Annotated in this window: 17 protein-coding genes; 13 read left to right on the forward strand and 4 right to left on the reverse strand. The window is 43.9% G+C overall.

The window, feature by feature from the left end; genetic code table 11:
• Nucleotides 1-51: 51 nt before the first annotated feature.
• The 4 genes from C6348_RS13015 (at nt 52) to C6348_RS13030 (ending at nt 4,075) form a co-directional block, all read left to right on the forward strand.
• Entirely contained in the window at nt 52-486 is a 435-nt protein-coding gene (locus C6348_RS13015) for a PTS mannitol transporter subunit IIA (protein ID WP_034664060.1), read from the forward strand.
• 1 nt (nt 487) lies between these two features.
• Nucleotides 488-1,609, forward strand: a complete 1,122-nt coding sequence (locus C6348_RS13020) for a mannitol-1-phosphate 5-dehydrogenase (protein WP_106043448.1) — start codon at nt 488-490, stop codon at nt 1,607-1,609.
• A 98-nt stretch (nt 1,610-1,707) separates the two neighbouring features.
• Nucleotides 1,708-3,456, forward strand: coding sequence for a methyl-accepting chemotaxis protein (locus C6348_RS13025; protein ID WP_106043450.1), 1,749 nt, complete (start codon nt 1,708-1,710; stop codon nt 3,454-3,456).
• Between the two features lie 226 nt (nt 3,457-3,682).
• On the forward strand, nt 3,683-4,075 hold the full coding sequence (locus C6348_RS13030; RefSeq protein WP_066031317.1) for a RidA family protein: 393 nt from the start codon (nt 3,683-3,685) through the stop codon (nt 4,073-4,075).
• Nucleotides 4,076-4,107: 32 nt separating this feature from the next.
• On the opposite strand, the gene C6348_RS13035 is transcribed toward C6348_RS13030, so the two are convergent.
• Genes C6348_RS13035 through C6348_RS13045 form a run of 3 tightly spaced genes read right to left on the reverse strand, consistent with a single transcriptional unit; the run spans nt 4,108 to nt 5,069 of the window.
• On the reverse strand, nt 4,108-4,347 hold the full coding sequence (locus C6348_RS13035; RefSeq protein WP_066031316.1) for a DUF2651 family protein: 240 nt from the start codon (nt 4,345-4,347) through the stop codon (nt 4,108-4,110).
• Between the two features lie 25 nt (nt 4,348-4,372).
• On the reverse strand, nt 4,373-4,666 hold the full coding sequence (locus tag C6348_RS13040) for a DUF5316 domain-containing protein (RefSeq protein WP_060595557.1): 294 nt from the start codon (nt 4,664-4,666) through the stop codon (nt 4,373-4,375).
• A 25-nt stretch (nt 4,667-4,691) separates the two neighbouring features.
• Nucleotides 4,692-5,069: a VOC family protein gene (locus C6348_RS13045; RefSeq protein ID WP_106043452.1), complete on the reverse strand. Its 378-nt coding sequence runs from the start codon at nt 5,067-5,069 to the stop codon at nt 4,692-4,694.
• Nucleotides 5,070-5,252: 183 nt separating this feature from the next.
• On the opposite strand from C6348_RS13045, the gene C6348_RS13050 reads away from it, so the two are divergent.
• From C6348_RS13050 to C6348_RS13085, 8 genes are all read left to right on the forward strand, one after another.
• Nucleotides 5,253-5,522 carry an excalibur calcium-binding domain-containing protein gene (locus C6348_RS13050; protein WP_080769491.1) on the forward strand — a complete coding sequence of 90 codons (270 nt, stop codon included), beginning with the start codon at nt 5,253-5,255 and terminating at the stop codon, nt 5,520-5,522.
• Between the two features lie 103 nt (nt 5,523-5,625).
• Entirely contained in the window at nt 5,626-6,405 is a 780-nt protein-coding gene (locus C6348_RS13055) for a Cof-type HAD-IIB family hydrolase (RefSeq protein WP_370876201.1), read from the forward strand.
• A gap of 175 nt (nt 6,406-6,580) precedes the next feature.
• Nucleotides 6,581-7,339 carry a LamB/YcsF family protein gene (locus tag C6348_RS13060; protein WP_106043454.1) on the forward strand — a complete coding sequence of 253 codons (759 nt, stop codon included), beginning with the start codon at nt 6,581-6,583 and terminating at the stop codon, nt 7,337-7,339.
• Between the two features lie 26 nt (nt 7,340-7,365).
• A complete protein-coding gene (locus tag C6348_RS13065; protein ID WP_066031313.1) occupies nt 7,366-8,583 on the forward strand; it encodes an NRAMP family divalent metal transporter in 1,218 nt (405 codons plus the stop codon).
• 5 nt (nt 8,584-8,588) lie between these two features.
• Entirely contained in the window at nt 8,589-9,380 is a 792-nt protein-coding gene (locus C6348_RS13070) for a putative hydro-lyase (RefSeq protein WP_106043456.1), read from the forward strand.
• Nucleotides 9,381-9,398: 18 nt separating this feature from the next.
• Nucleotides 9,399-10,145 (forward strand): 5-oxoprolinase subunit PxpB, encoded by a 747-nt coding sequence (gene pxpB, locus C6348_RS13075; protein WP_060595562.1) that lies wholly within the window; start codon nt 9,399-9,401, stop codon nt 10,143-10,145.
• Entirely contained in the window at nt 10,142-11,155 is a 1,014-nt protein-coding gene (locus C6348_RS13080; RefSeq protein ID WP_034664037.1) for a 5-oxoprolinase subunit C family protein, read from the forward strand. Before pxpB ends, C6348_RS13080 begins: the two co-directional genes overlap by 4 nt.
• Nucleotides 11,156-11,169: 14 nt before the next feature.
• Nucleotides 11,170-11,931, forward strand: a complete 762-nt coding sequence (locus tag C6348_RS13085; RefSeq protein ID WP_106043457.1) for an IclR family transcriptional regulator — start codon at nt 11,170-11,172, stop codon at nt 11,929-11,931.
• 45 nt (nt 11,932-11,976) lie between these two features.
• On the opposite strand, the gene C6348_RS13090 is transcribed toward C6348_RS13085, so the two are convergent.
• Nucleotides 11,977-12,612 carry an FMN-dependent NADH-azoreductase gene (locus tag C6348_RS13090; protein ID WP_034283819.1) on the reverse strand — a complete coding sequence of 212 codons (636 nt, stop codon included), beginning with the start codon at nt 12,610-12,612 and terminating at the stop codon, nt 11,977-11,979.
• Between the two features lie 403 nt (nt 12,613-13,015).
• Between C6348_RS13090 and C6348_RS13095 the strand changes: the two genes are divergently transcribed.
• Complete coding sequence (locus C6348_RS13095) at nt 13,016-13,645, forward strand: GDSL-type esterase/lipase family protein (protein ID WP_106043459.1); 630 nt, start codon at nt 13,016-13,018, stop codon at nt 13,643-13,645.
• Nucleotides 13,646-13,680: the final 35 nt, after the last annotated feature.

Genomic DNA, 13,680 nt, shown 5'->3' on the forward strand with positions numbered 1-13,680 from the left:
TTTTGGTTGTTTTTCTGATTTTCCATTCTAAAAAAAGGTGTGTGATCATTCATGAAACAAGTACTTTCAAAAGACAATATTTTTCTAAACGAACAAGCAGGCTCAAAAGAAGAAGCCATTAAAAAAGCGGGCGAGGTCCTAGTGGCAAACGGCTATGTCACAAGTGATTATGTTGACAAAATGTTTGAAAGAGAAAATATCTCATCTACATTTATGGGCAACGGGATTGCGATTCCTCATGGAACAGAGGATGCGAAAGCGGCTGTCCTTCATTCTGGGATTTCCATCATTCAAATTCCAGAAGGTGTTGAATACGGAGAAGGAAATATCGCCAAAGTTGTCTTTGGCATCGCTGGTAAAAACAACGAACACCTCGATATTCTTTCTCAAATTGCGATTGTCTGTTCAGAAGAAGAAAATGTAGAACGCATCATCCATGCAAAGGATCAGGATGAACTGATCGCCATCTTTAACGAGGTGAACTAACATGAAGGCACTTCATTTTGGAGCAGGAAATATCGGCAGAGGGTTTATCGGATCTTTGTTAAAAACATCAGGCTTTGAGCTTGTCTTTACCGATGTAAATGAAGCGGTCATCAACGAGCTGAATGAAAGAGGAGAATACACGGTTGAACTCGCAGCGCCAGGTCAAAAACAAGAAGTGGTCGGCCCTGTGACAGCGATCAATTCTGCACAAGACACAGCGGCATTAACAGAGGCCGTCGCATCAGCCGATTTAATTACAACAGCTGTTGGACCAGCCGTTTTGAAGATCATAGCTTCATCGATTGCTGAAGGATTAAAAGAGAAAAAGCCTGACCATATCATCAACATCGTGGCATGTGAAAATATGATTGGAGGCAGCTCTCATTTAAAAGAAGCCGTTTTCTCTCATTTAACAGAAGAGGAACAAGAAGCGTTGTCACAAACAGTTGGTTTTCCAAACGCTGCGGTAGACCGCATTGTTCCGATTCAGCACCATGAGGACATTCTGAAAGTATCAGTCGAGCCTTTTTTCGAGTGGGTCATTGATGAGACTGGCTTTATTGGTGACGTTCCTCAGATTGAAGGAGCAACCTTTGTAAAAGATTTGACGCCGTATATTGAGCGCAAACTCTTTACTGTCAACACAGGGCATGCACTAGCTGCTTATGTCGGGTATCAGCAAGGCGTTCAAACGATTAAAGAAGCCGTCGATACACCAGAGATTCGCCGAGTTATTGAAGGAGCACTTCATGAAACAGGCAGTTATTTAATCGACACATATGGCTTTCAGAAAGAAGAACATGATGCCTATATTCAAAAAATCATCAAACGATTCGAAAATGCTTTTATCTCCGACGAAGTCACTCGTGTCGCACGCTCTCCTCTTAGAAAGCTGGGAGCAGATGACCGTTTAATCGGTCCAGCGAAAAAGATCAAACAGCCAGTGTACTTAATCAAAGGCATCGCTGCAGCTCTCGCTTATGACTTTGCCGAAGACGAAGAAGCGGTTCGTTTGCAGGCATTAAGAAAAGAAAAAGGCATTGAAGGTGTGCTGGAAGAAGTATGTGGCCTCAAGCCAACAGACGATCTCTATCAAGCCATTCTGAAAGAAACAGCTCGATAATCAGAAAATCCCTTTCTAACGAGTGAAAGGGATTTTTTTATGACTTTTTTAATAGTTTTCCCCGCTTGACGATATATGATGTAAGGGGGAATTTGTATATGAAAAAGAAAACGTTTGCGTCAAGAAGTGTCTTTTTTCAATTAATGTCTGCCATTATCGTGATCACGATCTTAACCGGCGGACTTGTTGGGACAACGGGGTATTTGTTAGCGAAACATGTCTTAATTGATGCGGGGAAAGCAGATTTAAAGCACATCGTCAGCGGAGCAATGGCCACACTTGAACAGTTGAATGATCGTGTAGAGAAAAAAGAACTGACGCTTGAACAGGCGCAGGAACAAGCCCGTATTTACTTGAGCGGGCCTAAAAATGACAACGGGAAAGGGTACCAATTTCAAAAATCAGATTTTATCTATAAAAATAAAGGCTATCTCGTCGCATATGGAGCAGATTATTCCTCTCAAGTCCATCCTGTCAACGACATCGGCGTCATTCCAGATAACACGACCAATCGTGAAAAAATGGTCGCTGGAGCCAATGCAAAAGGCGAGGATACACACTATGTGACCTATCTAGATAAGGACGATGCCACCGGCGAAGAAAAGCAAAAGCTTGCCTATATGAGCCAGTTCACGCCATGGAATTGGAGTATCGGTATCGCCGTCTTCCAGGATGAATTTTATAAAGAATTAGAGCAGATGAAGCTCTATATGATGCTCATTACAGCAGGTGTCGCTCTTCTCGGTCTTGGCGTCTTTTATTTAGCTGCTCGAGGAAAAGTCAGACTGCTCAAACAAGTCACTGCTGCTTCAAAGGAAATTGCGGCGGGGAATATTGAACGCACGAGCTTAAAGGAAACAACGGATGAAATCGGACAGCTGGCAAAAGGCTTTAACCATATGTCAGGAGAGCTCAGAACACTGGTGAGCGGTTTACAGGAAACGAGCAGTCAGCTTGTTGAATCAGCAACAGATTTATCGGCAATATCTGAAGAAACCTCAGCCAGCAGTGAAGAAATTGGCCGAGCCATTGGCGACATATCGACCGGAACGCTTCATCAGGCATCTGACCTTGATGCAGCCAATCAACAAATGACCCAGTTCAATCAATCCATCGAAAATGTCAAAGAACAAAGCGATCAAATTAAACGAATCTCTGACCAATCGAGTCAATCATCGCAGCAGGGCCAGCAAATTGTTCAGAAATTAAAACAATCAAATGAACAATCAATTCAGGCGTCTAAAGGTATTAGAACAGGAATCGAGCAGTTAAGTATAAAAGTACAGGATATCTCTCAAATCACAGATACGATTGAAAGCATTTCAAATGAGACGAATTTACTGGCACTGAATGCAAGTATTGAGGCAGCACGGGCGGGAGAGCATGGCAAAGGCTTCTCAGTTGTGGCGAGTGAAGTGCGGAATTTAGCTGAACAGACAAAACAATCAGCCTTTCAAATTCAGCAAATGATTCAAGGCATTAAAGAAGAAACGACGGCAACAGCGGGCATCATGTCGAGCACAATGGATCGTTTTGCTGAGCTGGATGAAGCGGTTCATGCAACAGAACATGAATTCAATGCCATCTCTACGTTGATTTCACAAACCATCGTTGAAACAAACGCGATGGCAAAAGAGCTGAATGCATTGCTGGAGCAAAACGATCTCATCACAAAAGCGATGCAAGGCGCCGCCCATATTTCTCAAGAAAATGCCGCTGCGATCGAAGAGATCACCGCATCCACAGATGAACAAGTGACAGCCATCTCCAATGTGGCAAAAGCAGCAGAAAGACTCAATGAGCTTAGCATGCGATTGAATCAGGACATTGCGCGTTATCGTCTATAAATCATTTTGACTGTGTGTCTCGTATCAGGTACTATATAGTTAATCAAAACCTTGCTCACGCAATAAAAAGGAGTGTTTCGGTCATGAAAAAGAAAATATTGATGTTCTTACCATGTGGCTATGGATACTCCACTGCTGTTTTCTTTTAGAATAGATAGAAATTGGTGAAGTCTGTCTACATGAGGAAGAATCTAGCAGAAAAATCAAAGTGAGTGAGGGATATAACATGGAAAAAATCACGAGAAAAAACCCAGAAAGTATGCCGAAGCCCGTTGGTAACTATAGTCATATCACAAGAGTACCAAAGGGCGCGGGATTATTTGTTACATCGGGTCAAGTCGGAACAGATATGGATGGACAGGTACCATCAAGTTTAAACGACCAGGTAACCAATACGTTTGAAAATATCAAAAAAATCCTTGAATCAGAAGGATTGAACGAAGAGCATGTCATCAAGGTCAATATATGGGCAACGGAAGAAATCGACTGGGACCATCTATATCCTCAGTGGGATACGATCTTTAAAACAGCTTACCCATCAATGACGGTTGCTTATGTATCAGCTTTAGGATGGCCCGAGCTGAAAATTGAAATTGAGCTATGGTGCGCCGATATATGATCAAAAAAAAGAACAGTGCAAACTGTTCTTTTTTACTTGAATCGAAACCGCTTTGTCATCCATGCAGCGATCAACGTAAAGACGGTGTAGATGACGACCCAAATGAGAAAGGATTCATCCCCGCCAATGTATGTGTACATAAGAATGACGCTGGCTAACAGGACAATCAAAGTTGGCATCCAAACATTCTTCAAAAGCATTGTGCCAAAAATGCCAATCAGCACGGAAATAATGGGGAAGCCAAATACAACGAATAAGACAAAAACAGCCATATCACGAACTCCTTTTAACAAGTGATTACATCAAAACATATAAGACCGATGCAGCCATGTGCGGAACTGCAAAGATCATCAAAAGAAAAGCCGTATCAAGACGCCACATGCGGTGTTCTTTTGATTCAGAATGATAGGCTGCCCGCGTTTCTTCCCCGCTTGTCCAAGCCCCCATTAGAAGTCCAGACATCATGACGCCAATAATAGAGATTCCACCACTGATCCACCCTATCCACTCATGGTGCTGCAAAATAATAGCGGCACTGCAAATCACAATCATTGAGCAAACTCCGGCGATAAAGGCATGTTTTTTTCTCATACTGATTCACTTCCTTTAAAGAAGATTAGGAGGTGGCATCACATATTTCAATGAAATGCCCATCAGGATCAGCGACATAAGCGACGGTTTGACCCCATGGTTTCTTTGCGGGTTCTTTGATGATCGGAATCCCTTTTTCCTTCATTGATGCAATGGTTTGATCCACGTCATCCACAACAAACCCTATCTCAAACGTTTGAGAGGATTGATTTGCTTCAGGGACAGGTAATCCAAGTGCATCTTTGACATCCTGGCGTGAGTTAATTGACAATGTCACATCTCCAGTATCAAACTCAACATAGGATTCAACCCTGAGTTTCATAGGAAAGCCAAGTACATGTTGATAGAAATGAATACTTGCCTCAACATCGTTTACATATAGAATGGTATATTTCATTTTCATGTGAAAAACTCCTCTCTTCATATACGTGTCAAAAACGGAAAGGTTTCCCACTCATTGTACCACATAGGAGATAAAGCACTTTTTATTCCAAAAAAATCAATTTTTTTAGCGCAATAGTCTTGAAAAACAAAAAGTGGTGACATATGATAAAAATGTAAAAATGGAAAAATAGGGGGATCATACATGTTGAAAAAAATCATGGTGGCTGTCTTGTCATTAGGTCTTTTACTAAGCTTTACACAAGTCGACACCCACACTGCAGATGCAAAAACGGTCAAGTCCTACAAAAACTGCAAAGCACTGAACAAAGTCTATAAAGGCGGCGTGGCAAAAAGCAAAAACACGAAAAACAAAGGCGGCAAAACAAAGTACAAGCCGTATGTGTCAAAAGCACTTTACCAAAAAAATATGCGACTTGACCGTGATAAAGACGGCATTGCGTGTGAACGCTAAGCCAATGCAAAGAGACCTGTAACAAGGTCTTTTTTCTATGGGATCAAACTCGTCCCTTTGTGCCAGCTGCCTCTTTATATTAAAATAAAGATAGTTACAAAAAATGATACAAAGTGGGGTACTCAATTTGTCCATACAAGCTGATAAGAAAGACATCCGATTGATTGCCATTGATATGGATGGCACGCTGTTAAACAGTGAACACGTCATTCCAGAGGAAAATAAACAAGCCATTAAAGATGCTGAAGCAAAAGGGGTCCATGTGGTCATTAGCACAGGGCGGACGCTGATGACATGCCGAGAGCTGGTTGAGCCGCTTAAGCTGTCTTCTTACCTTGTGACAGCAAATGGAAGTGAAATCTGGGATTCAAACTTCCAGCTGATCGAACGAGATCTGCTGCATCCTGATCACGTCCAAATGATGTGGGATCTAAAAAATAGGTTCGAAACCGATTACTGGGCTTCCACTGTGGAGAAAGTGTGGAGAGGTGAATTCCCAGAACGAATTCATGACCATGAATGGTTGAAATTTGGCTTTGATATTCATGATGATGACGTTCGTGAGGAAGTACTTAATACATTGAAAGCAAATGAGCATCTAGAGATCACAAATTCAAGTCCGACCAATATCGAAGTCAATGCGGCAGGGATTAACAAAGCTGCGGCTCTTGCAAAGGTAGCAGAACGCATTGGCTGTACGATGGACAATGTCATGTCACTTGGCGACAGCCTAAATGATATGGCCATGATTCAAGAAGCCGGATTAGGAATTGCGATGGGAAATGCGCAAGAAGTGGTGAAAGAAGCCGCTGATTGGATTACAGCTCCTAACACAGAACACGGTGTAGCAAAAGCCATCCAACATTGGGTGCTATCTAAATAAAGAACATGATGAAAAAGCGAGAGGCGATATCCTCTCGCTTTTTTAATTTCTCCTAGTTCTATTGTTATGTTTTCTGACAATGTCATGTGCAATCTATCCAAAATTGATATAATCAATATAAATTCGAATATTCGGACTTTATATTCCGTTATTCGGAACAACAAGGAGGGATCCTATGTATCAAGTGGATATCAACTGTGATTTGGGAGAAAGCTTTGGTCAATACACAATCGGTGCGGACGAACAAATTCTTGAATATGTCACGTCAGCCAACATTGCTTGCGGTTTTCATGCAGGAGATCCAACGGTCATGAGAAAAACGGTCAGAATGGCGCTGGATAAAGGGGTCCAAATTGGTGCGCATCCAGGTTTGCAAGATTTGGTCGGCTTTGGCAGACGTCCAATGGCGATCTCGGCAGAGGAAGCCTATGATCTCGTCGTCTATCAAATTGGCGCTCTATCAGCCTTTCTCAAGGCAGAAGGCGGCACGATGCAGCATGTCAAGCCGCACGGCGCCCTTTACAACATGGTGGCTAAAAATACTGAATTATCTGAATCGATTGCAAAGGCTGTGTATCATGTCGATCCAAGTCTTGTGTTATTCGGTCTCTCAGGCAGTGAACTTGCGTTAGCAGGTGAGAGAATTGGCCTTCAAGTGGCTCATGAAGTATTTTCTGATCGGACCTATCAAGCAGACGGGACGCTGACATCTCGCCGCGAACCACATGCACTCATTGAAGATGATGAACGGGCAGTTCAGCAGGTCGTTCGTATGGTGCGAGAAGGGAAGGTTCGTACCGTTCAAGGGGAAGATATTTTGCTTAAAGCAGATACGGTCTGTATTCACGGAGACGGCAGTCATGCGCTTCAATTTGCCAAAACCATTACATCAAAACTAAAAGAAGCGAGTATTCATCTCAAAGCCTTTCAATAAAAATCGTCATCAAAGGGGGAAACAGCATGAAAAAAGAGGAAGTCAAGCACACGAAGGCACCAAAGGGGAATCGTTCTATGCTGATGGGCGCAGCCTTTTTAATGGCGACGTCCGCAATAGGACCGGGATTTTTAACACAAACGACTGTCTTTACACAGCAGCTTGCGGCTAGCTTTGGGTTTGTCATTCTCATCTCTATTTTGTTGGATATTTTTGCACAAACGAATGTATGGCGCATCATCGCCGTGTCAGAAAAGCGAGGTCAGGATATTGCGAATATGGTTCTGCCGGGGCTCGGTTATGTGCTGGCCTTTTTGATTGTCATTGGGGGACTTGCCTTTAACATCGGAAATATCGCTGGTGCTGGTCTCGGTTTTCAGGTCATCTTCGGAGTCGATCCGCGAATCGGAGCAGGGGTCAGTGCTGTCATTGCCATTCTGATCTTTGTGATCAAAGAGGCTGGAAAAGCGATGGACCGTTTCACACAGGTAGCAGGCTTTGTCATGATCGGCCTGATGCTGTATGTGGCGATTTCAACAGCACCGCCCGTTGGGGAAGCAGCACTCAGAACATTTGTCCCAGAAGAAATTGATATTCTATCGATTGTGACACTTGTCGGGGGGACAGTTGGCGGCTATATCGTTTTTGCTGGCGGACATCGTCTATTGGATGCTGGAATTAAAGGGAAGGATGCACTTCCTCAAGTGACAAAAAGCTCTGTTTTCGGCATCCTGATTACATCTGTGATGCGTGTCGCTTTATTTTTAGCCGTGCTAGGAGTGGTCTCAAAGGGTTTACAGATTGATCCAGCGAATCCGCCTGCTTCTGTATTCCAGTTAGCGTCTGGAAATGTTGGATATAAAATGTTCGGGATCATTATGTGGGCTGCGGCGATTACATCGGTTATTGGAGCGGCTTACACATCTGTTTCTTTCTTTAAAACCTTCTCGCCAAAAATTGAGCAAAATCAACGTGGCATTATCATCGGCTTTATTGCCCTCTCTACTATTTGTTTTATTACGATCGGACGACCTGTGAACATATTAGTTTTAGTTGGGGCGATCAATGCATTGATTTTACCTCTCGCACTTGGCACCTTGCTGGTTGCGGCCTATAAGAAAGAAATTGTCGGCGATTACCGTCATCCATTCTTTTTGACAGCGTCAGGTGCATTGGTTGTCATCATCATGGCTTTGATGGGCGGATATACCATTATGACTGAAATCCCGAAACTATGGAGTTGATTTGAATGAGTATTGATCAAACATATGAGCCTTCACAGATCAGAGAGTTGATTCGTAAAAAAGAAATCACAGGACCAACGGCGGGTTTAGCAGAGGGATATGCTCAAGCCAATTTAATGATCGTTAAAAAGGAACTTGCCTTTGACTTTCTTTTGTTTTGTCAGCGCAATCCGGCTGCATGCCCCTTGCTTGATGTACTGGAGCCGGGTGATCCAGTGCCGAGACGGTCGGCACCCCAAGCAGATATTCGTACGGACTTTCCTAAATACCGTATTTACCGAAAAGGGATTCTTCAAGAAGAGGTTTCAGATATCTCTGCTTATTGGGAGGATGATATGGTTGCCTTTCTCATCGGTTGCAGTTTTACGTTTGAGCATGCGCTCATGCTGAATGATATCCCTGTTCGCCATATTGAAAACGGTCATAACGTTCCGATGTATCAAACGAATATCTCTTGTGAAAGAGCAGGGGTATTTCATGGTCCGATGGTTGTCAGCATGAGGCCCATTCCGGCGCATCAGATTACAAGAAGTGTACAAGTGACGTCTAGATTCCCGTCAGTTCATGGCGGCCCCATCCATATAGGCGACCCAGCGATGATTGGAATTGCCAATGTGGATCAGCCGGACTTTGGAGAACCATCTGTGATCAAAGAAGGAGAAGTCCCGGTGTTTTGGGCATGTGGTGTGACGCCGCAGGCCATTGTCATGCATACAAAACCAGACATTGCGATTACCCATGCACCTGGGCATATGTTCATCACAGATCAAAGAGATCAACAGCTCGGTGTGCTTTAGAAAGAGAGGGATCCTCAAGTGGCATTTTCAACGATAAAAGATTTTATCACCTTCCACCCGCTAGGAGATGCAGCGATCGTTATCCAAGCAGGAGCAGACATATGTGAAGAGATTCATGAGCGTGTTGTGCAGCTGTTTTCGTGTATTGAGCAGCATCCTTTTGCCGGATATGTGGAAGCTGTTCAAGCCTTTACAAACGTGACTGTTTTTTACGAGCCTTATACTGTTCATCAATCTGCCCACCTTCAAAAAAAGGACTTGTCTCCGTATGAATGGGTGAAAAACTATATTGAAACACTTCTTGAAGAGAAATGGCAGGAGGGGGTTCAGTCGAAGCGCCGCATCGTCGATATTCCAGTCTGCTACGGGGGAGAGCTGGGACCTGATTTAGAAGAAGTCGCCCGGATCAATCGTTTAACACCTGAGGAAGTCGTGCGTATTCACACCGCAGGGACGTATCTTGTGTATATGATTGGATTTGCCCCGGGGTTTCCATTTTTAGGCGGGCTGTCTGAAAAGATCGCAGCCCCGCGCAGGGAAACACCGAGAATGTCCATTCCAAAAGGATCTGTCGGCATTGCGGGAAAGCAGACCGGCGTTTACCCCATTTCCACACCTGGCGGCTGGCAGCTCATTGGACAAACCCCGCTGCCACTCTTTTACCCAGACGAGAAAGTCCCAAGTCTATTGAGAGCAGGAGACGAGGTCAGATTTGTCCAAATGTCTGAAAAGGAATTTTTCAGCATGAAGGAGGCAGAACGTTGAGTATTCATGTCATCAAGTCAGGAATGTTCACAACCATTCAAGATAAAGGGCGGAAAGGCTATCAAAAGTATGGCGTCTTAACGAGCGGCGGCATGGACCCGCTCTCACTTAGAATTGCCAACATTCTCACAGGCAACGAGGAAAACGAAGCCGTACTGGAAATAACATTAATGGGGCCGGGTCCTGTGTTGACGTGTCAAAAGGATGAGCTTATTGCAGTGACTGGCGCTGATGTGGAAATCGACATCGATGGAGAGCCAGCCCCTTTATGGAAGCCGCTCTTTGTTCGATCAGGAAGCACGATCACCTTTGGTCCTTGTAAGAGAGGCTGCCGCGCTTACCTTGCTGTGGCAGGTGGATTCGATGTGGAGCCGGTCATGCAGAGCAAAAGCACCTATGTGAGAGCAGGAATCGGTGGACTGAATGGACGTCCGCTTGAAAAAGGGGACGTCCTGTCCATTGGAAAGCCTTCAATCGTAGCGGATCGATTGTCTGATAGGCTCAAAAGCGAAGTGAAACAGGCGGCGTACAGCGCACCCGATTGGACTGTAAGTCATACGCATTTTTTGCCGCTGCGGAAATCGCCCGTGATTCGGGTGCTGCCAGGGAGACATCTTTCTTTTTTTCAAGAAATATCTCAACACACCTTTTTCGAACAGCCTTACCAAGTCACGCCTCAATCAGATCGCATGGGCTGCCGCTTGAAGGGGGAGCCGGTTCATTTAAAAGAAAAGCTTGAATTGATTTCAGAAGCGGTTGCCTTTGGTTCTATTCAAATTCCTCCTGACGGCCAGCCGATTATTCTGCTGGCAGATAGGCAAACAACAGGCGGATACCCGCGTATTGGAGAAGTAGCGACGGTAGATCTGCCGCTCATTGCACAAGCGATGCCTGGGGCGAATCTGTATTTTAAGCGAATCGATCATCAGGACGCAGAGCAGGCGCTATTTAAGCAAGAAGCAGAATTGAAGGAGCTGGCTGCCAGAATCAAGCTGGAAGCATTCGTTTAGAAAAGGGGATGGACATGCAAAATACAAATAAAACCGTGGTGAAATCAATGGAGATTTTGCGGCTGTTTATCGCTCGTGACCAATTAACGTTAAATGAAATGATCGAGCTCTCCGGCATGCCCAAAACGTCTGTGCACCGAATGGCAAGCTCGTTAGCCGATATGGGATTATTAGAAAAACATGATTCAGGTGTTTATCGTTTAGGCCTGATGTTTCTTGAATACGGTCAGCTTGTGGCGGACCGCCTTGATATTCGGAGAATTGCAAGACCATTTATGGAAGGCTTGCGGGATGAAGTGAGAGAAGCTGTACAGCTCATTGTTCGTGAAGGAGACGAAGCCATTTACGTGGATAAAATCGAAGGGACGCAGCCTGTTCGTCTCTACACCGCCGTCGGCAGGCGCTCTCCCCTATATGCGGGTGCTTGTGCAAGAAGTATTCTCTCCTTTTTACCAGAGCGCGAGAGACTCGCTTATATTGATTCGATTGAGCTAGGGAAAATCGGAATCGGGACCATTACAGATAAAGAGGTTCTTCGAAACATACTGGATGAATCAAATGAAAGGGGCTATACGTTAAGCTATTCGGAGCTTGAAAACTATACCGCTGCGGTTGGAGCCCCTATTTTCAATCACCTTGGAGAAGTCGCAGCAGGTATTAGCATTGCAGGGTTTGAAGCAGGCTATCAAAAGGAACGCCTTCCATATTTAATTGAGCAGGTCAAAAAAGCCGCGAGTGGTATCTCTAGAGAGTTAGGCTTTCATCTAAACAAATAAAAAGCCAATGACCGTTAAGATCATTGGCTTTTCGCGTTCAGTTTATTAGAAAGTTTTTCCTAAAGCTTTTGCACGTTCGATCGCATCTGCTTTAATTTGCTCTGCTTTCGCAGGTTCAGCATTGTGACCTTCAACGATAAGACCTTCGAAGGAAGGAATTCCGAAGAAGCTCGCAATTGTACCAAGGTAACGGTGGCCTGCTTCAAGTTCAGCAGCAGGACCTTCAGAGTAGTATCCGCCACGTGCTTGGATGTGTAGAGCTTTTTTGTCTGTTAATAATCCAACAGGACCTTGCTCAGTGTATTTGAATGTTTTACCAGCTACAGCAACAGAGTCGATGTATGCTTTAAGAACTGGTGGGAATGAGAAGTTCCAAAGTGGTGAAACAAATACATATTTATCAGCAGAAACGAATTGATCGCTTAATTCGTTTAGGCGAGCAACTTTCGCTTGCTCTTCAGCTGAAAGTGTATCGAAGCCAGCACCTGATTGCAGCTTGCCCCAGCCAGCGAATACATCTGCATCAATGTGAGGGATGTTTTCTTTGTACAAATCGATATGTACAACCTCGTCACTTGGGTTTGCTTCCTTATAAGATTCGATAAATGCTTTAGCAGTAGCCATACTGTAAGAAACTGTTTCATCATGCGGATGTGCAGTGATGTATAAAACTTTTGCCATGTTCATTCAATCCTTTCTGTTTCAGTGTTTTTTTTAGTGTATCCCAAAGATACACTGAATATGTGGCATCTTTAATCATATTGGAATGCTATGAAAAAGATGTAACAAGCACAGTTACATAAAAACTGATATTTTCATTGTAATCACAATGTAGTTTGAAGTCAAGGTATAAAGTCTCGAAATCAAGATAAAAAGTTTGTAAATTTTTCTGAAACGCTTGGAGATACGGATTTCATCATAAAAACCTACTCCTATTGAACAAAAAAACAGTCGATCTCACAAGTAAAGAGTTTGTAAAGACGTCTCATGAAAAAAAGATGAATGCCCCTAAGCCATCTGCTACAAGCATCTGTTCTCCGATTTCGTATATATAAGAGAAGGCAGGAGAGAGTGAGGGATAAGAGTGGGACGATCCTATGTTGCGATTGGAGATTCCTTAACAGTGGGAGTGGGGGCACGTTTATTTGGCGGAGGCTTCGCTGAGCGGTATCAATGGATGCTTGAAAAAAAGACACAGGCGTCAGTCGAGCTCTCCGTATTTGCAAAGTCAGGGTTAACGACGGATCAGATTTTACAGCTGTTCAAACGATCTGATGTGAGGCGTGCTATTGCACCAGCTGACATCATCACCATCACAGGCTGCGGGAATGACCTTGTTCAAGCTGTTCAGCAGTATGAAGAGGGTGAAGATGAAAAGAAATTGCTGCAAGCGACCTTGCATTGCCAAGCGAATTTTAGCAAGATGATTCAAGAAATCGCTCATACCAAAAGAGGGCAGCAGCCCTATTGCGTGTATCTCATGAATTTATATAATCCTTTTCCGCAAATACCAATAGCGGGGCGGTGGCTTCAGCAATACAATCATCAGCTTCGCTTGCTTGCTGCAAATCCGCATGTAGAGGTTGTGGATGTGTACCGGGCGTTTGAGGGACATGAAAGAGAGTACTTATCGATTGATCAATTTCATCCAAACCATAAAGGATATGAAGTGATGGCAAAAGCATTGTTTCAACAATCCTGTAAACAACTGTAATCCGTTGGGGTTGCAGTTTTTTTCATCCTTTTCAA

Source organism: Bacillus sp. YBWC18 (assembly GCF_002998775.1).
Taxonomy (GTDB): domain Bacteria; phylum Bacillota; class Bacilli; order Bacillales; family Bacillaceae; genus Bacillus.

Excerpts from the sequence above, each read along its gene's own strand:
- C6348_RS13045 (WP_106043452.1), bottom strand. The coding sequence starts at position 5,069 with ATGAAAATGAAATATACCATTCTATATGTAAACGATGTTGAGGCAAGT.
- C6348_RS13050 (WP_080769491.1), top strand. The coding sequence starts at position 5,253 with ATGTTGAAAAAAATCATGGTGGCTGTCTTGTCATTAGGTCTTTTACTA.
- C6348_RS13060 (WP_106043454.1), top strand. The coding sequence starts at position 6,581 with ATGTATCAAGTGGATATCAACTGTGATTTGGGAGAAAGCTTTGGTCAA.
- C6348_RS13015 (WP_034664060.1), top strand. The coding sequence starts at position 52 with ATGAAACAAGTACTTTCAAAAGACAATATTTTTCTAAACGAACAAGCA.
- C6348_RS13090 (WP_034283819.1), bottom strand. The coding sequence starts at position 12,612 with ATGGCAAAAGTTTTATACATCACTGCACATCCGCATGATGAAACAGTT.
- C6348_RS13030 (WP_066031317.1), top strand. The coding sequence starts at position 3,683 with ATGGAAAAAATCACGAGAAAAAACCCAGAAAGTATGCCGAAGCCCGTT.
- C6348_RS13055 (WP_370876201.1), top strand. The coding sequence starts at position 5,626 with ATGATACAAAGTGGGGTACTCAATTTGTCCATACAAGCTGATAAGAAA.
- C6348_RS13035 (WP_066031316.1), bottom strand. The coding sequence starts at position 4,347 with ATGGCTGTTTTTGTCTTATTCGTTGTATTTGGCTTCCCCATTATTTCC.
- C6348_RS13085 (WP_106043457.1), top strand. The coding sequence starts at position 11,170 with ATGCAAAATACAAATAAAACCGTGGTGAAATCAATGGAGATTTTGCGG.
- C6348_RS13065 (WP_066031313.1), top strand. The coding sequence starts at position 7,366 with ATGAAAAAAGAGGAAGTCAAGCACACGAAGGCACCAAAGGGGAATCGT.
- C6348_RS13040 (WP_060595557.1), bottom strand. The coding sequence starts at position 4,666 with ATGAGAAAAAAACATGCCTTTATCGCCGGAGTTTGCTCAATGATTGTG.
- C6348_RS13020 (WP_106043448.1), top strand. The coding sequence starts at position 488 with ATGAAGGCACTTCATTTTGGAGCAGGAAATATCGGCAGAGGGTTTATC.
- C6348_RS13025 (WP_106043450.1), top strand. The coding sequence starts at position 1,708 with ATGAAAAAGAAAACGTTTGCGTCAAGAAGTGTCTTTTTTCAATTAATG.
- C6348_RS13070 (WP_106043456.1), top strand. The coding sequence starts at position 8,589 with ATGAGTATTGATCAAACATATGAGCCTTCACAGATCAGAGAGTTGATT.